Below are 20881 nucleotides of genomic sequence, written 5' to 3'. Positions count from 1 at the left end.
ATGCACGATAGGAAGATGTTTCATCTCCCTGAGCAATTTCAAAATACTGCATTTTTTGACGAGGAATCTGTATATTTGCATCCAACTGATTTTTTTTATTATGATCTTCAATATTTGGCTGGAATGGATGATACGAGACCGTGGGAGGCGAGCGAGCAATTTTTGCCCAAGCTTTTTAAGCAGTGGAAGGAAATTCAAACCGAGATTCAACGCACGATAACAAAACCGTTTAAAATGGATCGACAAAACATGATGACAGGGATCTGCCTCTATATCCAACTTCTTTATTGGCTCAATGAAAAGCCGGTTCATTCACTGCAATTAGACGAAATAAAGAAGCTGGATATAGCTCCCGTCAATATTGAAGATCGTCTAACGTTTATTTTAAAAAAGCCTACTCAATATCATGCATATATTCAATTAAATGAACTATTTACAGAAACGGAAAAATTGTTTTATAAACATCAGGCGATCAAAAAAGCAAAACAAAAGGGGGCTTCGAAAAATTCAGGGTAACTGAATTTTTCGAGCCCTCTCATTTTTTTTATAACAAAAGCCAGTGGAGAAAAACGAGCTGTTTTTCTTCACTGGCTCCATTTAGGAACTTATCGGACAGTCCCTTATTTTCATTGCTGAACAGCAGGCGTTTCGGTTTGTGAATTTCCGTTTCCACCCGTTTGTGAACGATTGAAGTTATTGCCTGGATCTTGAGGAGGAGTAGGTCCGCCGCCTTGATTGCCGTTTTGTGTACTGTCATTTGGCGTCTGCGGCTGTTCAGGATTCTCGTTTTGATTTTCCTCTTCATTTTGCCCGTTATTTTGTTCATTGTCATTTTCGTTCTCCAATTGATCCTCTTCATCTTGTCCTTCATTTTGTTCCTGTTCAGGCGGCGGCGTTAATTCATCTGGTAATTCTTCTTGCTCCTCTTCCTCCACAGAAGGTATTTCGATCATTGCGCTTGCAGGATCGCTTCGCATGCTGTCCCTTACAGCTGTAACGCTGAATTTATATACAGAACCAGGTTTCACATTTGACAAGACATACGATTTGTCTTTTGTAGTCGTTAATACTTTGGAAGCAGCGTTATCGATCGAGGCGCTCACTTCAAATGAAACGTCCGATTCACTGTGATTCCAGCTAAGCTTCACTGCATTCGTTTTTTGATCATAATTGATGGATAGGCCTGACGGTTTGTCCAGCTTTTCATATTTCGTTGAAACTTTTGTCGGCTCTTCGCCTCTTACAAAATATTCGTACGTAATCATATTTTTTGGCGTATATTTGCTTGCAAGCTTCGCCGGATTAGATCCTTTTTCGATTGCCTTTTTCACCACGCTTTTCGGCTGTTTGAAATCGGATGAATCCCCGTCAGATACATGCCGCATTAGCTTTCTAAAGATGTCTCTGGCAATTTGTTGTTCCCTTTTTGTTATATACATTTTCTCTTCATTTTTCTCATATCCAGTCCAAACAGCAGCTGTGTATTTTGGTGTATAGCCGACAAACCAATTGTCTTTTGCTGCACCGCGCTCCGGATGATATTTTGCTTTTTCTTGCTCTGTAAAGTTCGTTGAACCCGTTTTGCCGGCAATATTCAAGCCAGGCACCCGAGCTCTTGTACCGGTTCCTCGTTCTACAACGGTTTTTAACATATCGGTGATCATAAATGCTGTGTAATCGCTCATTGCTTCGACCGGATCTGGTGTTAAATCAGCTTTTGTTCCATCAACAAAAACAACCTTTGTTACGGAATATGGTTCATTGTATATACCGTTGTTGCCAAAGGCGCTGTAAGCCCCCGCCAATTGAAGAGGGGATATGCCGTGTTCAAATCCGCCGATTGCATATGCTTCTGTAATTTTATCGATTTTAATTCCCAATTTCTCGGCAAATGCTTTTGCCCTCGATTCACCAACCTCTTGAAACGCCTTTAATGCTGGGATGTTTCTTGAATCAGCCAATGCTTCTCTGATTGACATCTGCCCTTTATAGCTGCGGTCATAGTTGTTTATTGGTTTTCCGTTTGAATACGTGTACGGCTCATCAACGATTTGGTGATACGTTGACCATTTTAAATGCTCAATGGCAGGGCCGTAATCTAAAATAGGCTTAATGGTTGAACCAGGCTGCCGTTTTAAATCAACAGCATAGTTAAATCCGCCAATCGGTTGGTTTCTCCCGCCGCCGATAGCGCGTATTTCACCTGTTGTCGTGTCGATTAGAGCAATTCCAGCCTGAAAATATTTGCTCGGATAACTGATTTCATCGCCGTTCAATAATTGTTCAACATATTCTTGAGCATCTGTATCGATTGTTGTATAGATTTTTAATCCTGCTGAGCTTGGATCAACGCCAAGCTTTTTTCTTACTTCTTCAATCGCATGTTCAATAAAGGCATGATATTTGTTTTGCTGCTGTTTTGGTTCAACTAATGATTCTGTGATGGATGTTTGTTTAGCTTTTGCCGCTTCCTCTTCACTGATAAATCCGTTTTTAACCATTAAATTTAAGACAACATTGCGGCGCTTTTCCGCCAGATCGGGATTTTTTCTAGGGTTGTATAGATCAGGATTTTTAATCATCCCAGCCAGCATTGCCGCTTCAGACAGCGTGATGTCTTTAAGATCCTTCCCGAAGAAAGCTTCCGTAGCTCTTGCGACGCCGTAATAGTTGCCGGGATAATAAATTCTGTTTAAATACATTTCAAGTATTTCATCTTTTGAATATTTTTGCTCCACTTGCAAGGCAAGCCATGCTTCTTGAGCTTTTCTTTTTAATGTTTTGTCAAGAGATAAAAAGGAAAGCTTGACAAGCTGCTGCGTAATTGTACTTGCACCTTCAGAACCGAATCCTTCTTTAAAGTTGGCAATTACAGCGCCTCCAATACGAATTGGATCGATTCCGTTATGTTTATAAAATCGAACATCTTCCGTAGCAATAAACGCATCTTTTACAACTTGCGGAATTTCATCGATTTTCACATATGTCCGTTTTTCCGAACCGACTTCACCTATTTCATTTCCGTCCTTGTCATATACTTTTGATGACATATTTCCTTTTAAAAGATCATCATTTAGAGGAGGTGCTGTTGCTGCAAAATAAGCAAATGTCGATGTTCCTCCAATGATGCCTACGAGCCCTAACAAAAGAATGAAAAACACAATTTTTCTTGCGATTCCTTTTTTCTTCGGCTTTTTTTTCTTACTTGCTAAAGCTTTTCGTCTTTCTTCCCTCGATTTATATTGTTGACTCATTATAAATCCAACCTTTCATTTAGAATGAAAAGGGCAGTAGCTAAAAATATAACTTGTCTATTATACTAATATAATCAACTCTTGGGCAATAGCCAAGGGGGATATGGTGACCACATTCTACAATTTCTTGATGCGAAATCGATTTTCTTCCCCCGTTTTTCTGTCTTTTCCAAAAATGCATCAATTTTTCAGCCTCTAAGAAGTATATTTGATTTAGTTTAGTGAATCGTATAATTAGAAAACATATTCCGTTTTGTTCGAGCACAGCTTTCATATGCTCGATTTGATGATCATGAATATTTTTTAGTGGAAAAGAGCTGTTTTTTGTCTCTTTTGCTTCAAAGTCAATATATTTGCCTTTATAAACTCCGTTGTAGTCGGTTGTTGAAGCCTGTTTAAAATAAGCTTCTTTAATGACTGCTGCGCTCCGTTTCGGATAATCAACCGAAACGATTTGGATCGGAGTCGGTTTTTTATGGATGACAGCTATTCCATTTTCCCTGTAATAAAGATTTGTCTCATTTAAGTCGTCCTCGAGGGTCATCCCTCTATTTGAATATTGTATTTCAACTGGGACTGGATTCGCTACATTTTGTTTAGCTTTCCACAACTTTCCGTTAGGATAACGAATAGCCAAGCGATCTCCTCCTTTTTCCGGCTATTTATATCTTAACAAAAAATGTTAACCTTTTTTCGATGAAATGACTTCATTATACATGATTTAAGTTGAAAGAGGGAATACTATGTCACTACATGATATAATATTACAAACAAAATTAAAAACAGATGACGGAAATGTTGATAATATTTCACGGACGGAACGATATGCAAAGTTTTATAAAAAACATCCGGAAGTAAAATGGGCGTTGCTGGCAAGCATGGTCTCCAGAAACGCCGGCTGGTTTATGACAGATTTAGAAGGTATTCCCCTCAAACAGGCTTTGCCTTATGAAAAACGGCAATGGCTCTTTTTATCAGTTGAAACCGCAAACTGGCTCATTTTTGCTGATGCTTATCCACAGCTTTTACTATATGAATATTCCAAGCGTTACAACAAACCGATGTTTTATTTGCTCGAAGCTTTTCATGTATCCGCCTTTATGATGGAGGAGTGGGAACGCTTTTTCCGCACAAAAGATGAGAAAAGGCTTTTAACCTCCCTTATTATTAATGAGCAGCATGTTATTCAAAAACCGGTTATTGATCATCCATTATTTAAAAAATTTGTCTTTCACAGCTTGCCGTTTATTTTTCAAGATCTATTTCATTTTCGCGTTATACTGTTTCCGACGTTAACAGGAAAATTGTACGGATTTTCCACCCATCAATTCAGCCATGTCAAAAAACGGATTGAATTGGGAAAAAGGCTGGCATGGCTTTTATTTCATCCTCTTTACCATGGACAGTTTCTAAAATTTTCAAATCGTGTAATACATACAGGATCACGGTATGATTATGAAAAATATATGAAAAAAACAACAAAAAGAAAATCCCCATATTTAAGGACGGCTTTTCCGATAATCTCACACGAAATAGACGAAAAAGAAAGAGAATGGTTTCATGGACAGCGGCTCGGAAAGTATTATAAAGATCCAGAGATTCCGAAACGAATTGAATTAACTAACTGGTATGAGAAAAAACAGTCCCAGCTACATTTATTATGCATGATGAAGCAATACTTACAATAATGGTCAGGCAATGAGCCTGACCATTTTTAAGTAGAGGGTCTGTTTGGACCTTCAAGCTTTTTGTCTCCAACTCCTCGCTTTTTTTCTTTTTGACTATCATTTTGAATGGTTTTTTTATCGTTTTTCATCATAACACCTCCCATGTTTATTTTTTCTAACCTGAAAAAATACATGCGCACAATGAAGCGGATTTTTGAATGCTGCAGGGAATTTACACTTTTTTTGCCGAATCACAACTAGTTTTGTCAAACAGGCAGGACTCATATTTAGGAAGAAGAATTTTTTAGCAAAAATAAGAAAAGAGGGATGCTGATGAGTTCGTTTATAGAAAAGCAAGAGGCATTAAAAAAATTGCAGGAAATTGAAAAACAAATTGATCTTTTAGAGCAGCAATTGACGCAAAATATAGATAAAGAAATTCATCGGACAAAACAAGCCGTTTCAAACTTTATAGAAAATGGAGAAGAAAAGATGAATAAATTTGAGAAAATGTGTGCAGAAAGGAAATTCGTGCGGAGCTTGAGAAAAAAGGTAGTATAAAATTTGGTAAAACAAAAAAAATTTGCTATGATGAATCTGAGGTGAGAACCTTGGATGAAGAACAAGTCCGGAAAATCACGGAGCAATTGCTTCAAGTGATCCAAAAAAGTGCTCAACGCTTCGAGAGAACCAAGAAGGAAGGACTGGAATACGATTTTTTTGCCGAAATTAAACCGAGTGTTGACAAGATTTTGCCAATATTGGATGAATGGGAAATTGTTGCGAAAAAATGGATCAATAAGTACCATCCTAGATACCTGCATTCGCAACAAATTGATACGGCAAAAGAGCATATTGAAAACATTGTGATCCAATCTTTTTTTCAAGATACAAGCAAGGTGAGATTTAAAAATATAAAAGAATCTGCTGAATACACATTAAGAAGCATGATCCGTGAAATGGAAAAAAAATGAATGAAAAAGGGGAAGCGGAGAAGCGAGCAGTTTCTCCGCTTTATTATGTGTGAAATATATAGACACAATCTATTGGGCTTTCGATTTACGCAAAACCTTACTTCGTTTGAAGAAATCTTGGGGTTAAAAGATTCTATCTAAAAAATATCCGTTCTTTTTTGTCAATCTATGCTATTGAACTGCCGAAAACGGGACTATTCGTAAGCGGCAAAAAGAGGCCGGAGAAAATTCTCCCGCCTCTGCTTGATTTAAAGGATGTATTCAGGTGTAACGGCTCCTTGCTGTTCTAGCGTTTTGACAATATTTCGAAAGTCTTTGATGCTGATGTTTTCATAAAGATACAATCTGCGAGCAAAGTCCAGCAATTCATTTGCACATTCTGCTTCGTATTGCTTCTCCATTTTAAATCTTTCCCTCAATGTTTGAACCGTCATAAAACATCCCCCCTAACACTTATATTAATATGTTACCATCTCTTTTGTAATTATCAATTTTAAAAAAAATAAAAACTTCCGACACTATTTGACATCTCACCCTTTAAAAGGCAAAAACATATTTTATGATTAGTTAAGTTTTTATTGGAGGGATCAAAATGTATCATGATCATGCTTATGATTGGTTAAGACCTGTTTCTTACGATCAATATTTCATGATGAATCAACATGTTGTTCCTTATTTCCAATCTCCATATTATCAGCCATTTATGAATCCGTATCCTCAGCCTTATCCAAGCACGCTGCCTATGATGATGCCAAAAGGGTCAAATCCTTCATTGCTTTCTTCATTTAAAAAAGCGGACGGACAGATGGATTTTAACAAAATGATCGATACAGCAGGACAAGTTGTTCAAACGATGAATCAAATGAGCTCCCTTTTAAAAGGAGTCACGCAAATTTTTAAAGCTTGATGCTGAATAATGAGCTTTGAAACGATGTAAGGCGCTAGGGATGCCGTTCGCCGCAAGTCAAGGCTGTTTATGCTTTGTTGGATATACGAAAAAATCCTTTTTATACCAAAAACCTATTTTTGGAAAAAGAATATTTCCAATCGGGAACAACAGCTGATGACATAATTGCCCGGGGAATGATGAGTACCGATCACAAAACAGACAATTACAGGATGCAATAGGAAAAATGGGACTGCCCGATAAGTCCCTAAAAGGAAGCAAGCAGAGAGAAACAACGCGTTTCTCTCCACTTGCTTTTATATTTTTCGATTTTTATCTGAAAGTAGCTGGCGGATGCCGCTATTTCAGGAAGTGTAAGCTAATGAGAAAACAATACCTCATCTTGCATCGTCTTCACCATTTTGTCTATGACACGTGCCACGTGATGTTCTGGTATGAGCAATTCAATATCGAAAATTACTTGAACTTGACGGTTGTCATATAGTTTGAAAGTAGGAGGGAATGTTAATTTCCTTTGTCAGGAGTATTTTCTTCTTTTACATCTAGTGAAAGTGCTGTTTCCGTAGTAATCATTTGATTGGTTCATAAAAAATCGTCCTTTCTGTGATGTTGGGTCCCAACTACATTTTATTTAGAAAGGACGATTTTTTTTGCTTTTTTAAAAGTGGAAAAATGAGGGACTCCAAAAGTCAGTTACCCTGACTTTTTGGACAACCTCTTTGATTAGAAGCATATTAGTCAATATTTATTTTTGTTTTTTTGGAAGGGATCACAATTTTCAGCTTTTCATTTTGAAACGATGCTTTAATACGTTGTACATCTAAGTAAGCTGGCAAATAAAAGGATTTCGCAAATTTGCCATGAGACTTGAACATTTGCGTCATCTGTTTTTCATCATTTGTTTGTTCAATATGTTGATCTTGCTGAATGGAAATCGTTAATACATGATCATACGATTCGATGCGTATTTGCTCTTTTTTCACTCCTGGAAGCTTTCCCTCTAACACCCATTCTTGATCGGTTTCATGAGTGTCAAAATGAAAAAAGGGAAGGGACATTGCGGCATCAAACAAATCATGAAACGGTTTTAATAGCGATTGAATGTAGGCAGGATCGAAAAATTGTGAAAACCTGCCTGGAAGCGGATCTAGTTGGGAAAACACGGGCAAAAATTCATCATGTTCCTTTTTGTCTTTTTTCATCTTGCTCTCTCACTCCCTTTCTTTTTTCACATTTATATGCAAAAGAGTTTCGAAAAGTTTATACGAAAGCTTCCAATGAAAACATGCTTTATTTACGAACGTTTATTCGTTAGAATAGATGTAGTGAATTCGAGGAGGAATGGGTCATGCTTGGGCGGAAACCTTTTGAAAAAGTCATCCATGATTTTAGACATGACGAGCGTTTTCGGGATCAGATTGTATATTGGCACACAATACCTGAAAAAGAAGCAATCACAGTTCCTTTTCCAGAAGATATGGATAACCGATTGAAGGAAATGTTGAAGAAAAAAGGAATTGAACAATTATACAGTCATCAAAAAGAAGCGTTTGAATTAGCGTTAAATCATCACAACATTGTCGCTGTAACCCCGACAGCGTCAGGAAAAACGTTGTGCTACAATTTGCCTGTTTTAAACGCAATATTAAAAAACAATAACACGAGAGCATTATATCTTTTTCCGACAAAGGCGCTAGCTCAGGATCAAAAAAGCGAACTGAATGAATGGATTGAAGGAATAAAAACGGAGATAAATTGCTATACATACGATGGAGATACTTCTCCAACGATCCGTCAAAAGATTCGAAAAGCTGGTCATATTGTTATGACAAATCCTGATATGCTGCATTCAGGCATTTTACCGCATCATACGAAATGGGTGTCGCTTTTTGAAAACTTAAAATATGTCGTCATCGATGAATTGCATACATATCGCGGAGTATTTGGAAGCCATGTTGCGAATGTAATCAGAAGGCTGAAGAGAATTTGCCGATTTTACGGAAGCGACGTTCAATTTATATGTACGTCGGCAACGATTGCAAATCCGTTGGAATTTGCTGAAACATTGATTGGAGAGAAAGCGGTTCTTATTGATCGAAACGGAGCCCCAAGAAGCAAAAAACATTTCATCTTTTACAATCCGCCTGTTGTTAACAAGCCTCTCAATATCCGCAGAAGCGCCATGATTGATGTAAAAGAGATTGCGAAAGAATTTTTAAAAAACGACATTCAAACGATTGTGTTTGCTAGAAGCCGGACAAGGGTTGAAATTATTTTAACGTATCTGCAAGAGATGACGAAAAAGGAATTGGGATCGAAAACGATACGCGGATATCGCGGAGGTTATTTGCCGAAGCAGCGAAGGGAAATTGAAAAAGGCCTTAGAGAGGGAAAAATTAAAGGTGTCGTCAGCACCAATGCTTTGGAGCTAGGGGTTGATATCGGTCAGCTGCAGGTTTGCATTATGACAGGATACCCCGGATCGATTGCCAGCGCGTGGCAGCAATCAGGCCGGGCGGGCAGAAGGGAAGAGGAAGCAGCAATTATTCTCGTCGGAGGATCGAGTCCATTAGATCAATATATTTTAAAGCATCCAGAATATTTGTTTGAAAAAAATCCGGAAAGTGCGATCATTCATCCAGATAACTTAATCATTCTCGTAGATCATATAAAATGTGCGGCGTTTGAGCTTCCATTTCAGTCAGGTGAAACGTTAGATGGGGTGGAGGTTGACGATATACTTGATTTTCTGAAAGAGGAAGGCGTTCTTTACGAAAACGGAGGCAGATGGTATTGGATGAGCGATTCGTTTCCTGCACATGGGATCAGCTTGCGTTCTGCTTCTCAAGAAAATGTCGTAATTATTGACACTACAAATGGCGCAAATGTCATCGGGGAAATGGACCGATTCAGCGCCATGACGATGCTTCATGAAGAAGCGATCTATTTGCATGAAGGAAGGCAATTTCAGGTTGAAAAGCTCGATTGGGAAGAAAAAAAAGCATATGTTTCTGAAGTCAATGTTGACTATTTTACGGATGCGAACCTAGCTGTTCAATTAAAGGTGCTTGAGGTGGATCAGGAAAAGGAAAGCAAGAGCATGGAGATTGGATTTGGTGATGTCATGGTGCTTGCCCAACCGACGATATTTAAAAAAATCAAATTTGGCACACATGAGAACATTGGTTCTGGTCCTATTCATCTGCCGGAGGAAGAGCTTCATACAACAGGTGCTTGGATTAGCTTTAAAAATGACGTTTTTTCTGTTTTATCGGAAGAACAAATGGAAAAAGCTTTAGTCGGCATCAGCCATGCTTTAAAATATGTGAGTGCTCTTGCAGCAATGTGCGATCCAAACGATCTTGACGTTGTATTTCAAGTGAAATCCATTCACAACGGAAAACCGACCATCTATTTGTATGACCGATATCCAGGCGGAGTTGGGCTGGCGAAGAAAGTATTTGATGAGTTTGAAAGCTTGCTTGAAAGAACGGAAGAAATGGTGACAAACTGTAAATGCGATGATGGCTGTCCTTCCTGCATCGGTCTTGATGGAGAATCGAGCGGAAGAAAGGAGGCGGCGCTTCGGCTGCTTCAATATATAAAGAAAGGACAGATTTTATGTCCATAAAACAAAAATTAAACAGATTAAAAAATCATATCGTTCATGAAGACGTATTGAAAAAGGAACAGGATATAGAGATTCCATACTTAAAACGCTGGGAAAGCGTTGGAGTCAAGCCGTTTTTCTTTGATGGCCAATATATTCTCATCCGTGAAGTAGAATATCCGCTCAATTATCGCCATGGATTGTATGAATTGAGCGAAGTAATTGATGTTGTAGAATACTGGAATGACAATGAAATGGAGCATCCGCTATCAGCAAAAGGGCATAAACCTTATGAACTTTTCTTTTTCGATACGGAAACGACTGGTTTAAAGGGCGGAGCAGGCAATATGATCTTTTTACTTGGATTTGCGCGAATATTATTCGATAAAGTGGTGATCAAACAGCTTTTTTTGCCTGCTCCTGGCCATGAGGTTGCTTTATATCAGCGGTTTTTAAGTGAAGTAAATATAAAAACATTAGTCACATACAATGGAAAAGCATTTGATTGGCCTCAGGTGAAAACGAGGCATACTCTCATTCGCAATATGGTGCCGCAATTGCCTGAGTACGGCCATTTTGATTTATATCATGCAGCTAGACGTCTCTGGAAAAATAGATTAGAGTCGGTAAAATTATCAAATGTTGAAAAAGATATTTTGCAAGTGAACCGAAAGGAAGATACTCCCGGCTATTTAGCGCCGATCCTTTACCATCATTTTTTGAAAGACCCAAATCCTGATAGTGTGATCGGAATTTTTCAGCATAATGAGATGGATATTCTCTCCTTAATTTCACTTTATATTCATTTGTCAAAAAAGCTTTTGTTTCCCGATGACAACCATGATGATAAAGAACTGTTTGAAATGGCAAGATGGTTTCAAGCTCAAGGAAATGAAAAGCTTGCTTATTTTTCATATGCGAAAATAAACGAGCAGTCAAACAGCCTTCACCTCAAGGCGAAATTTGAAATGGCAATGCTGGCAAAACGAAACGGACGTTTGGATGAGGCAGTGAAACTATGGAGCGAAATTAAAAAACATGGACAAGGCTTTTTGAAAATAAAAGCTTTAGTCGAACTGGCCAAATTTTATGAGCATCATGAAAAAAATATTGATGCTGCATATATGGACACAAACGAAGCGATTCAAATTTTGAAACAGCTGGAAAGAATGGGAGTATCCAATCATTCAACACAAAAAGAAGAGCTGCTGAAAAGAAAATGGAGGCTGGAAAAGAAAAAAAATAAGTTGGAAGATTTGGGAGAAAGATGAAACAATTACTCGATCACAACCGTCTAAATATAAGGATTTGTTAAAAGGAATAGATGCCGGCGGTAACATATTTTGGTATTATATACGAGAAAAAACGGCATCGCCTATTAGATGCTTTTTCTGTCAAATATAAAAAATTAAAGAGAAAGATTGACTAGCAAGACCTTCCATCGAACAAGAAGGTCTTTCTCTTGTGCGCCCGGCATGTACATGAACTATAGGGTGTAAGTCCCGAACCCCGAAGACAGAAGTAGAGGTTAGCCAAGAGCAAGGGTGTCCGTGGTGACGCGGAATCTGAAGGAAGCTGGAGGCAAAACACCGGTCCGAGGAACACGAACCTCATATAAGGCTAGGTATGATTGAGTGAGTTTGCGAAACAAAACAAAGCTCTTTCTGTCGAAGGTCATATCGAGTAAATGAGGCGGATAGATGGTGTGAAAGTGCATGTACTTACCCGGGGAGGTCTGGCGGATAGGTGAAATGCGCTTCATAACCTACTTAGTGATAAGTAGCTGAACCGTCAGAAGTCAGCAGAGGTCATAGTATTAGTTGGTTTAGAACTACTAAGAAGGACCGAACAATTAAGAGAGAATAGCCCTTGGCATTCAGTGAGTCATGATGAACACAGAAAACGTAGTACCTCACTTGAGGGAGGAAGCGGTGAATCCCGTGGGAGATCTCTTGGAGGGTGGAGTGACCACTGGCATAAAGAGAACAGCTATTCACGGAAGTTATAAAGACTTGCGTCAATTATCTTAATGGAACCGCCGTATACGGAACCGTACGTACGGTGGTGTGAGAGGACGGGAGTTAATCGCTCCCTCCTACTCGATTCAAAAAATTTTAACGGATTTCCGAAAGAAGTCTCCCATCCTCAAGGAATGTGCAGGGCGTAGCCCAATGAGTAGGTGGGAGATGAATTTCGGTTGGCTTTAGCCAAAGGTTTTGATATAATCAGTCTTATATATAAAAAAGGATTGATATATCAATGAAATTGGATAGTAATAATCATTCAGTGTTCCTATTACATTATCATCTTGTATTAGTTGTAAAGTATCGCAGAGAAGTGTTCACCGATGAAATATCTGATTTTGCAAAAGATATGTTCATTGAGATCGGAAAAAAATACAACATTACTTTGACAGAGTGGAATCATGATAAGGATCATATCCACATCCTATTCAAAGCACATCCTAATTCTGAATTATCGAAGTTCATCAATACTTATAAGAGTGCAAGTTCTCGACTGATAAAGAAAAACTTTCCTCATATCCGAAAAAGACTATGGAAAGAGATGTTTTGGTCAAGAAGCTTTTGCCTGCTTACAACAGGCGGTGCACCAATAGAAGTCATAAAAAAATACATTGAAAATCAAGGTCAGAAGTGAGGTGATTTGATATGGCCAAACAAAACAAAGCCTTCAAATTTCGTTTGTATCCGAATAAAGAACAGAAAATCCAATTAGCCAAAACATTTGGTTGTGTTCGCTTTGTCTACAATAAGATGCTGGAAGAACGTAAGGAAACGTATGAGAAATTCAGAAACGATAAAGAAACGCTTAAACAACAAGCATTCCCGACACCAGCGAAATACAAAGATGAATTTCCATTCCTAAAAGAAGTGGATTCTTTAGCTTTAGCAAACGCACAGATCAATTTGCAAAATGCTTATAAGAACTTTTTTGAAGGTCGTGCGGAGTTTCCTAAATTCAAAAGCAAGAAAAATAAACAATCTTACACAACCAATATGGTCAACGGCAATATTAAGCTAGAAAATGGTCATATCAAACTACCAAAAATCAAAAAGCCAATGAAAATGAACCGACATAGAGAAATACCTGCTGATTATAAAATCAAATCTTGTACTATTTCTAAAACAAAGACAGGTAAATATTATATTTCGATTTTGACAGAATACGAGAAAGATATTCAGTCAGTAAAGATTCAAAAAGTAGTTGGCTTAGATTTTGCTATGGACGGTCTATATGTCGAGAGTGAACAGGGTGAGAAAGCCAATTACCCACGGTACTATCGACAAGCATTAGACAAACTGGCAAAAGCACAACGAATTCTTTCTCGCAGAAAAAAAGGTTCTGCACGTTGGGAAAAACAACGTTTGAAAGTAGCAAAGTTACAAGAGAAAATTGCCAATCAACGCAAGAATTTTCTTCACCATAAATCAAAAGAATTAGCATCAACCTATGACGCAGTTATCATTGAGGACTTAGACATGAAAGGAATGTCTCAAGCCCTCAATTTTGGAAAAAGTGTTCATGATAATGGCTGGGGTATGTTCACTACTTTCTTAGAATACAAGCTAAAAGAACAAGGGAAACAACTTGTAAAAATCGATAAGTGGTTCCCTTCTACTAAGAAATGTTCTTGTTGTGGCAAGGAAAAAGAAATGCCATTATCTAAACGTGTATATGAATGTTCTTGCGGTTTTGTATTAGATCGTGATCACAATTCAGCAATCAATATCAAAAATGAAGGATTACGCATATTAGCATAAAGAATAATAACTTTCGGAACGAGAGGGTAAGCTCGGTCAATTTCTTATCGTTAGATAGGATTACCCGAGAAGCCCCCACTTCAAGCGACCCGCAAGGGTGGTAAGTGGAGGGTAGTTCACTATAGTGCCTTAATCAATCGGTTATGAAGGAAATGCCTATACATGATAAATATCGCGCCTGCTTTTTTTTGAAAATAGGTATTTGAATTAGTACATGTACACTTTTATATTCATAGGCTAGTATTGTAAAAATAATAAATAGGAAGGAGTTATATCATATGAAATGCAGACCGAACATTCTTCAGCCGATTGTTCATCCGACGAAATGCTGCGTCAATCATTCACATTCAACAACAATCGTTCCTCATATCCATCCAATTCATACAACAAATGTTAATCATCAAATGTATCAACACTTGCATTATTTCCCGCATACTCAATCTGCGGTAAATAATGTGTCACATCAACATTTTCAGTGCATGGGACCTGGTCCGTTTCCGAGATAATCTTTGAGAAGGGGCTGAGTAACCAGCTCCTTCTGTTTATAATCATTATTTTTAAACCTCTGTAGGCTTCATTTTTTTCCATAACAGGATGGAGACATGTTATTACCATAAAGAATAAATTGACATTAATCAGGAAGTTTGAAAAAATATAGCCTAGGAGGACTTCTGACGATTGAGGTGAACCGAGTTGATTTCAGATAAAATTAGATTAACGGCGAAAGAAATTTTGGAAAAAGAGTTTAAAACTTCGATGCGCGGTTATAAACAAGAAGAAGTTGATAAATTTTTAGATATTATCATTAAAGATTACGAAACGTTTTACCAAGAGATTGAACAGTTGCGGCAGGAAAATATGCGGCTGAAAAAGCAGCTCGAAGAAGCATCGAAAAAACAACCGACAATGCAGGCGAATACAACGAACTTTGACATTTTGAAGCGTTTATCGAATTTAGAAAAACATGTATTTGGAAGCAAATTATATGAGTAATGTTCATGGATGCCACTTGAATTTTTTATTCATTTTCACTATACTACATAATGCGGTTTAGCATAACGTTCGGGTAATCGCTGCAACGGATCATCCGTTGTAGAGGAAAGTCCATGCTCGCACGGTGCTGAGATGCCCGTAGTGTTCGTGCCTAGCGAAACCATAAGCTAGGGCAGCCTTTTCGGCTGACGGCGGGGAACGTGCCTAAGCTATTGATTAGTATGGCACTATTACCCTGAAAGTGCCACAGTGACGTAGTCTTGCGAGAAATCGCAAGAGTGGAACGCGGTAAACCCCACGAGCGAGAAACCCAAATGATGGTAGGGGCACCTTCTCTGAGGAAATGAACGAGGAGAAGGACAGAAGGGCTAAAACCCTTCTGTAGATAGATGATTACCACCCATGTACAAACTGCATGGGGACAAAACATGGCTTACAGAACGTTATGGAATAAACCGCAATTTTTCGTGCTCTCCATTTGGAGAGCTTTTATTTTCTTAAAAAGACAGGTGAAAAAATGAGCAAACGGTTTACATTGATTGCAACAGCTGCAATGGGAATTGAAGCGATTGTTGCATCAGAAGTGCGCAATTTAGGATATACATGCAAAGTGGAAAACGGAAAAGTAACGTTTGAAGGCGATGAACTGGCGATTTGCCGAGCGAATTTATGGCTTAGAACGGCTGATCGAGTGAAACTAAAAGTGGCTGAATTTCCGGCGACGACATTTGAAGAACTGTTTGAAAAAACGAAAGCCATTGATTGGGCGGAATTTTTGCCTGAAAACGCTCAATTTCCTGTCATCGGAAAATCGGTGAAATCAAAACTGGCAAGTGTTTCTGACTGCCAGAAAATTGTGAAAAAAGCAATAGTTGAAAAATTGAAGCAGCAGTACCGAAAAACGACCGATTGGTTAGAAGAGACAGGGGCGGTTTACAAGATTGAGATCTCTTTACATAAAGACATTGCTACACTGACCATTGATACGAGCGGAGACGGCCTCCATAAACGAGGATACCGCGCTCGAAAAGGAAATGCCCCTTTAAAAGAAACGCTCGCCGCTGCACTTATTTTGCTAACGAATTGGACTCCTGACAGACCTTTCTTTGATCCATTTTGTGGTTCAGGTACGATTCCGATTGAAGCGGCGTTAATTGGGCAAAATATCGCGCCCGGCTTCAATAGAGATTTTATTTCAGAGCAATGGGACTGGATCGGCAAGGATGTATGGAGAAGGGCAAGAGAAGAAGCAGAGGATTTAGCTAAATATGATGTTCGCCTCGACTGCATCGGGACGGACATTGATCATAAAATGATTGAGATTTCAAAAGAAAATGCCATGGAGGCCGGGCTTTCGGATGTCATTACTTTTAAACAAATGCAAGTTAAAGATTTACGTACGATGAAGGAATTTGGGGTAATAGTCGGGAATCCACCGTATGGTGAGCGACTCGGAGAACGAGAAGAAGTGGAGCAATTATATAAGGAAATGGGGAAAACATTCTCGCTGTTAGATACTTGGTCGATTTACATTTTGACTAGCAATAAAAACTTTGAACAGTTTTACGGAAAAAAGGCGACAAAAAAACGGAAACTTTTTAATGGGTTTATCGAAACGCACTATTATCAGTATTGGGGACCTAAACCGCCCAAAAAAGCATAAATAATACCAGCTCTGCATAAATTAAAATGGATAAAATTTATACGGGGTTGGTTGATTTATGACAAAGGAAGAATATGCGATTATTTCTCGCGCATTAAAAAATACGTATACTGCATTGGTAGAAAGAGGTTCAACAGAAAAAGCGCTCAGTCAAATCTTTGAAGCGGAAGGGCAATTGAAAAAGGCTATTTTTCACGGATCTCTTTCCGTTCGAGAGAAACGGCTTCCCTGAAAATGGGAAGTTTTTTCTGTTTTTAAATGATTTCGTTTCAACCGAGTCAATCGCTTATGCTTCAAACCTTACCGCTCGCTTCCTGCATAAGCGAGGTTGACATGATTCTAATTGAATCGCGCGCTGCCAGAAAAGATATTGACGTTATGCGTAATAAGTGAAATAATTTTACTCTATGAATAATCACGGAGGTTGGAGTCATGATGTTTCAAGGTTTACCTTTCCCGCTGACAAAAAATGAAAGTTTTTATGAAGCGTTAAACAAATGGATCGGTGATGTTCTGTATGATATTTTGCCTGAAAAAGGCTTTGAATTGCGCGACGAACAAATTTTTATGGCTTTCCAGCTTGACAGAGCTTTTAAAGAAAAGAAAGTGATGTTTGCGGAAGCGGGAGTAGGGACAGGAAAAACGATTGTTTATTTGCTTTATGCGATTGCATATGCGCGATATACCGGAAGACCTGCCGTCATTGCCTGTGCGGACGAAGCTCTAATTGAACAGCTTGTCAAAAAACAAGGGGATATAAAAAAGCTTGAAGAAGCTCTAGGTCTAAAAGTGGATGTGCGATTGGCAAAATCGATGAACCAATATTTATGTTTGGACAAGCTTGAGGATTTGCTTGGAATGGACGATGATGAGGACTTTTTTGATCTTTATGAATCTCTCCCTGAATTCGTGCATGATCAGAGCGGATTGCAATCTTACTATCATTATGGAGACCGGAAGCAATACCCGTTTTTTTTCGATGAAAAATGGGAAAAAATCAGCTGGGATCCTTTTAAAAACTGTTTGTCATGCAGCAAAAGACATCGGTGCGGCTTAATTCTTTCCCGCGATTATTATCGGAAGGCGAAGGATTTAATCGTTTGCTCCCATGATTTTTATATGGAGCATATTTGGACGAAAGAATCCCGGAAACGTGAAGGACAGCTCCCGCTTCTCCCAGAGCACAGTTGCGTCGTGTTTGATGAAGGCCATTTATTAGAATTTGCGGCTCAAAAGGCACTTACGTATCAAGTGAAAAAAGAAACACTAGCAGCATATTTAGAAAAAATTTTAAAGAACAACATTCGTGAACAACTTGCAGAAATGGTCGAAGAAGCGCTTTTAGCGAACGATCATTTTTTTCATATGCTGTTTAAAAGTGCACATCAAAAGGAAGGCTCCAATCGGTTGACAATCACGAGAACAGACGATTTGTTAGAAGCGGCCGGAAATTTGTATGAACGATTGAATCAGCTGTCTGAAGCTTTAGTTTTTGAAAGTGAACTATATACCATTGATGAATATAGCTTAAAGATTGTGGAAGAATACCTTGATCAAATGGAATTTTCTTTTCGCTTGTTTTTACAATTTGACAACACAATTACCTGGCTTGAACAAAACGGCGCGTCATCTTCTTTTGTGATCATGCCGCAAAGGATAGAAGATATTTTAAAAGAAAAAGTGTTTTCTCATAAAATACCTTATATCTTTTCATCAGCCACTTTATCGGATCAAAACGGATCGTTTGCTTATTTAGCGAATAGCCTTGGTATAAAAGATTATCTATCATTCTCCGTTTCCTCTCCTTTTGACTATGAAAAAAATATGAAAGTGTTTGTAAAAAAAGGTACGAGCGAGGAAAAATTGAACTGGACGGAATCTGTCATAAAATCAAACAAAGGGCGCACGTTAATTTTATGCAGAACGAAAGAGGAGCTGCTTTTCTTAAAAAAAAATTTACCAAGCTTTTGGCATTCATGTTTATTTGAAGGAGATTATGAAATCAGCGAATTAGTGGCATGTTTTGAAAGAGATCCGGAAACCGTTTTGTGCGCTGTGCATTTATGGGAGGGGCTTGACGTTCCAGGACCGTCGCTTGAACATGTGATCATTTGGTCGCTGCCATTCCCGCCGGATGATCCTGTATTTGATGCGAAACGAAAATCCGCAACAGATCCTTTTTATGAAGTGGATCTTCCGTATATGATACTGCGGCTGAAGCAAGGGGTTGGACGCCTCCTTCGCACGAAAGATGACCATGGTACTGTAACGATTTTTATCAGCAAAGATGAGGGAGAAAATATTGTTTCGGAGGTCGTAAAAGCGTTGCCTGTCAAACCGAGCTGAAATATATTTTCAATTGGAAGAAGGGGATGATCAAAATGGGCTTAAAAGAAAAAGAACAAAAATTTTTCGATTACTTAAAGAAAATGGAAAGCTATGAAGAAGCATTAAATTTAATGTATTGGGATTTACGGACGGGTGCGCCGAAAAATGGATTGGAGCGGCGAGCTGAAACAATCGGCATTCTTTCTGAAGAGTGGTTCCAGATGTCCGTTTCAGATACTATGAAAGAGTTTCTTGATGAATTAACAGAAAAACATGTTTATGACAATCTCTCTTCGGTGACAAAGAAAGCTCTTCAGGAATGCAGAGAGGAGTATGAAAAAAACATTAAGATTCCGAAAGAGGAATATAAAGAATATGTCATTCTCCAATCAAAAAGCGAATCAGTTTGGGAAGAAGCGAAAGCAAATGCAGATTTCAATCAGTTTGCTCCTTATTTAGAAAAATTAATAGAATTCAATAAAAAGTTTATTTCCTATTGGGGCTATAAGGGACATAAATATAATACGCTCCTTCATTTGTATGAACCAGGAATAACTGTGGAGACGCTTGACAAGGTTTTTGCAGAGCTAAAAAAACATATCGTCCCATTAGTACAACAAATTGTACAATCATCAAAAAAAATCGACGTTTCGTTTTTGCACAAACCGTTTCCGAAAGAAAAACAGCGAAAGTTTTCCGAATATATTTTAAAGGAAATAGGCTACAATTTTGATGCCGGCCGCCTTGATGAAACCGTCCATCCTTTTGAAATTCGAATGAACCGGGGCGATGTTCGAATTACAACAAAGTATGATGAAACAGATTTTCGAACGGCCGTTTTCGGAACCATTCATGAAGCCGGACATGCGATTTATGAGCAAAACATAAATGAAGAACTGGAAGGAACTCCTCTTGCTGACGGCGCTTCAATGGGGATTCATGAATCTCAATCATTATTTTATGAAAATTTAATTGGGCGAAACTATCATTTCTGGAAGCGATATTACAACCAACTTAAAACGTATGCTCCAAACCAATTTACTGGGGTTTCTTTAAATGATTTTTACAGAGCGATCAATGAAGTTAAACCATCGCTGATCCGTATTGAAGCAGATGAATTGACATATTGTCTTCATATCATTGTACGCTATGAAATAGAAAAATTGCTGTTTGAAGGAAAGTTGGACGTGTCTGATCTTCCAAAAGTTTGGAATGATAAATATAGCGAATATTTAGGTATTGCTCCAGATCATGATGGAAACGGGGTGCTTCAAGATGTTCATTGGGCGGGAGGAAGCTTTGGCTATTTCCCTTCATATGCTTTAGGATATATGTATGCAACGCAATTGATGCAAAAAATGGAGCAGGATCTTTCGAATGTTGAAGAACTTATTGAAAACGGAGAATTTCAGCAAATTCAAAGCTGGCTGACAAAACATGTTCATCTATATGGCAAAATGAAAAAACCGCTGGAAATATTAAAGGATGCGACTGGCGAATCGTTGAATCCGGCATATTTTATTCAGTATTTAGAAAAGAAATATAAAGACATTTACAGTCTTGATTAAAAGATTCGTTTGGAAAACTTTCCATCAGCAATCAGGGAAAAATTGTTTCGATTTTTAAAATGACATCCCACATTCTTAAAAAAATAAAAGATGGCGGATATCAGCTCTTTCGCCGATTTCCGCCATCATCAATTC

Annotated in this window: 19 protein-coding genes and 1 other RNA gene; 16 read left to right on the top strand and 4 right to left on the bottom strand. The window is 38.3% G+C overall.

The features are described 5' to 3' along the window. Positions 1 to 516 carry a YpoC family protein gene (locus tag NSS70_RS12990; RefSeq protein WP_339196696.1) on the top strand — a complete coding sequence of 172 codons (516 nt, stop codon included), beginning with the start codon at positions 1 to 3 and terminating at the stop codon, positions 514 to 516. Between the two features lie 110 nt (positions 517 to 626). On the opposite strand, the gene NSS70_RS12985 is transcribed toward NSS70_RS12990, so the two are convergent. Both NSS70_RS12985 and recU read right to left on the bottom strand, forming a co-directional pair. Further along, positions 627 to 3254, bottom strand: a complete 2628-nt coding sequence (locus NSS70_RS12985) for a PBP1A family penicillin-binding protein (protein WP_339196694.1) — start codon at positions 3252 to 3254, stop codon at positions 627 to 629. A gap of 40 nt (positions 3255 to 3294) precedes the next feature. Then, positions 3295 to 3891 carry a Holliday junction resolvase RecU gene (gene recU / locus NSS70_RS12980; protein WP_144598150.1) on the bottom strand — a complete coding sequence of 199 codons (597 nt, stop codon included), beginning with the start codon at positions 3889 to 3891 and terminating at the stop codon, positions 3295 to 3297. 106 nt (positions 3892 to 3997) lie between these two features. On the opposite strand from recU, the gene NSS70_RS12975 reads away from it, so the two are divergent. The 3 genes from NSS70_RS12975 (at position 3998) to NSS70_RS12965 (ending at position 5895) form a co-directional block, all read left to right on the top strand. Further along, complete coding sequence (locus NSS70_RS12975; RefSeq protein ID WP_063388544.1) at positions 3998 to 4942, top strand: DUF2515 family protein; 945 nt, start codon at positions 3998 to 4000, stop codon at positions 4940 to 4942. A gap of 312 nt (positions 4943 to 5254) precedes the next feature. After that, on the top strand, positions 5255 to 5482 hold the full coding sequence (locus NSS70_RS12970; RefSeq protein ID WP_066251875.1) for a hypothetical protein: 228 nt from the start codon (positions 5255 to 5257) through the stop codon (positions 5480 to 5482). A 50-nt stretch (positions 5483 to 5532) separates the two neighbouring features. Next, positions 5533 to 5895: a YppE family protein gene (locus NSS70_RS12965; RefSeq protein WP_066251871.1), complete on the top strand. Its 363-nt coding sequence runs from the start codon at positions 5533 to 5535 to the stop codon at positions 5893 to 5895. A gap of 248 nt (positions 5896 to 6143) precedes the next feature. Here NSS70_RS12965 and yppF read toward each other — a convergent pair whose 3' ends face one another. Beyond that, positions 6144 to 6329 (bottom strand): YppF family protein, encoded by a 186-nt coding sequence (gene yppF, locus NSS70_RS12960; protein ID WP_063388541.1) that lies wholly within the window; start codon positions 6327 to 6329, stop codon positions 6144 to 6146. 158 nt (positions 6330 to 6487) lie between these two features. On the opposite strand from yppF, the gene NSS70_RS12955 reads away from it, so the two are divergent. Further along, positions 6488 to 6802, top strand: coding sequence for a YppG family protein (locus NSS70_RS12955; protein ID WP_094246113.1), 315 nt, complete (start codon positions 6488 to 6490; stop codon positions 6800 to 6802). A 734-nt stretch (positions 6803 to 7536) separates the two neighbouring features. On the opposite strand, the gene NSS70_RS12950 is transcribed toward NSS70_RS12955, so the two are convergent. After that, complete coding sequence (locus NSS70_RS12950; protein ID WP_066251868.1) at positions 7537 to 8004, bottom strand: Hsp20 family protein; 468 nt, start codon at positions 8002 to 8004, stop codon at positions 7537 to 7539. 146 nt (positions 8005 to 8150) lie between these two features. On the opposite strand from NSS70_RS12950, the gene NSS70_RS12945 reads away from it, so the two are divergent. From NSS70_RS12945 to NSS70_RS12895, 11 genes are all read left to right on the top strand, one after another. Next, a complete protein-coding gene (locus NSS70_RS12945; protein WP_340881755.1) occupies positions 8151 to 10433 on the top strand; it encodes a DEAD/DEAH box helicase in 2283 nt (760 codons plus the stop codon). Further along, on the top strand, positions 10424 to 11683 hold the full coding sequence (locus tag NSS70_RS12940) for a ribonuclease H-like domain-containing protein (protein ID WP_311066258.1): 1260 nt from the start codon (positions 10424 to 10426) through the stop codon (positions 11681 to 11683). The genes NSS70_RS12945 and NSS70_RS12940 overlap by 10 nt, the downstream gene beginning before the upstream one ends. Before the next feature lie 988 nt (positions 11684 to 12671). Continuing rightward, positions 12672 to 13070 carry an IS200/IS605 family transposase gene (gene tnpA / locus NSS70_RS12935; protein WP_094245197.1) on the top strand — a complete coding sequence of 133 codons (399 nt, stop codon included), beginning with the start codon at positions 12672 to 12674 and terminating at the stop codon, positions 13068 to 13070. 11 nt (positions 13071 to 13081) lie between these two features. Continuing rightward, complete coding sequence (locus NSS70_RS12930; protein ID WP_340881752.1) at positions 13082 to 14194, top strand: RNA-guided endonuclease InsQ/TnpB family protein; 1113 nt, start codon at positions 13082 to 13084, stop codon at positions 14192 to 14194. 278 nt (positions 14195 to 14472) lie between these two features. Beyond that, a complete protein-coding gene (locus NSS70_RS12925; RefSeq protein ID WP_340881750.1) occupies positions 14473 to 14700 on the top strand; it encodes a CotD family spore coat protein in 228 nt (75 codons plus the stop codon). Positions 14701 to 14887: 187 nt separating this feature from the next. After that, on the top strand, positions 14888 to 15187 hold the full coding sequence (gene gpsB / locus NSS70_RS12920) for a cell division regulator GpsB (RefSeq protein WP_063388535.1): 300 nt from the start codon (positions 14888 to 14890) through the stop codon (positions 15185 to 15187). A 65-nt stretch (positions 15188 to 15252) separates the two neighbouring features. Then, positions 15253 to 15628, top strand: an RNA gene (rnpB, locus tag NSS70_RS12915) — RNase P RNA component class B. Between the two features lie 76 nt (positions 15629 to 15704). After that, positions 15705 to 16850 (top strand): THUMP domain-containing class I SAM-dependent RNA methyltransferase, encoded by a 1146-nt coding sequence (locus NSS70_RS12910; RefSeq protein ID WP_063388534.1) that lies wholly within the window; start codon positions 15705 to 15707, stop codon positions 16848 to 16850. 58 nt (positions 16851 to 16908) lie between these two features. After that, a complete protein-coding gene (locus NSS70_RS12905; RefSeq protein ID WP_157728005.1) occupies positions 16909 to 17082 on the top strand; it encodes a hypothetical protein in 174 nt (57 codons plus the stop codon). A gap of 200 nt (positions 17083 to 17282) precedes the next feature. Continuing rightward, the gene (locus NSS70_RS12900) at positions 17283 to 19196 is read left to right on the top strand and encodes an ATP-dependent DNA helicase (protein WP_445290584.1); all 1914 of its coding nucleotides are present in this window, start codon (positions 17283 to 17285) and stop codon (positions 19194 to 19196) included. A 26-nt stretch (positions 19197 to 19222) separates the two neighbouring features. After that, positions 19223 to 20746, top strand: a complete 1524-nt coding sequence (locus NSS70_RS12895) for a carboxypeptidase M32 (RefSeq protein ID WP_339209994.1) — start codon at positions 19223 to 19225, stop codon at positions 20744 to 20746. The last annotated feature ends 135 nt before the right edge of the window (positions 20747 to 20881 follow it).

This window comes from Aeribacillus sp. FSL K6-2848 (genome assembly GCF_038004325.1).
GTDB classification, from domain to species: Bacteria; Bacillota; Bacilli; order Bacillales; family Aeribacillaceae; genus Aeribacillus; species Aeribacillus composti.
Note: the sequence above shows the minus strand (reverse complement) of the source record. Positions and strands in the feature narration are given on the sequence as shown.

Coding starts and splice junctions, on each gene's coding strand:
- NSS70_RS12990 (WP_339196696.1), top strand. CDS start 1: ATGCACGATAGGAAGATGTTTCATCTCCCTGAGCAATTTCAAAATACT.
- NSS70_RS12985 (WP_339196694.1), bottom strand. CDS start 3,254: ATGAGTCAACAATATAAATCGAGGGAAGAAAGACGAAAAGCTTTAGCA.
- NSS70_RS12975 (WP_063388544.1), top strand. CDS start 3,998: ATGTCACTACATGATATAATATTACAAACAAAATTAAAAACAGATGAC.
- NSS70_RS12970 (WP_066251875.1), top strand. CDS start 5,255: ATGAGTTCGTTTATAGAAAAGCAAGAGGCATTAAAAAAATTGCAGGAA.
- yppF (WP_063388541.1), bottom strand. CDS start 6,329: ATGACGGTTCAAACATTGAGGGAAAGATTTAAAATGGAGAAGCAATAC.
- NSS70_RS12955 (WP_094246113.1), top strand. CDS start 6,488: ATGTATCATGATCATGCTTATGATTGGTTAAGACCTGTTTCTTACGAT.
- NSS70_RS12950 (WP_066251868.1), bottom strand. CDS start 8,004: ATGAAAAAAGACAAAAAGGAACATGATGAATTTTTGCCCGTGTTTTCC.
- NSS70_RS12945 (WP_340881755.1), top strand. CDS start 8,151: ATGCTTGGGCGGAAACCTTTTGAAAAAGTCATCCATGATTTTAGACAT.
- NSS70_RS12940 (WP_311066258.1), top strand. CDS start 10,424: ATGTCCATAAAACAAAAATTAAACAGATTAAAAAATCATATCGTTCAT.
- tnpA (WP_094245197.1), top strand. CDS start 12,672: ATGAAATTGGATAGTAATAATCATTCAGTGTTCCTATTACATTATCAT.
- NSS70_RS12930 (WP_340881752.1), top strand. CDS start 13,082: ATGGCCAAACAAAACAAAGCCTTCAAATTTCGTTTGTATCCGAATAAA.
- NSS70_RS12925 (WP_340881750.1), top strand. CDS start 14,473: ATGAAATGCAGACCGAACATTCTTCAGCCGATTGTTCATCCGACGAAA.
- NSS70_RS12910 (WP_063388534.1), top strand. CDS start 15,705: ATGAGCAAACGGTTTACATTGATTGCAACAGCTGCAATGGGAATTGAA.
- NSS70_RS12905 (WP_157728005.1), top strand. CDS start 16,909: ATGACAAAGGAAGAATATGCGATTATTTCTCGCGCATTAAAAAATACG.
- NSS70_RS12900 (WP_445290584.1), top strand. CDS start 17,283: ATGATGTTTCAAGGTTTACCTTTCCCGCTGACAAAAAATGAAAGTTTT.
- NSS70_RS12895 (WP_339209994.1), top strand. CDS start 19,223: ATGATCAAAATGGGCTTAAAAGAAAAAGAACAAAAATTTTTCGATTAC.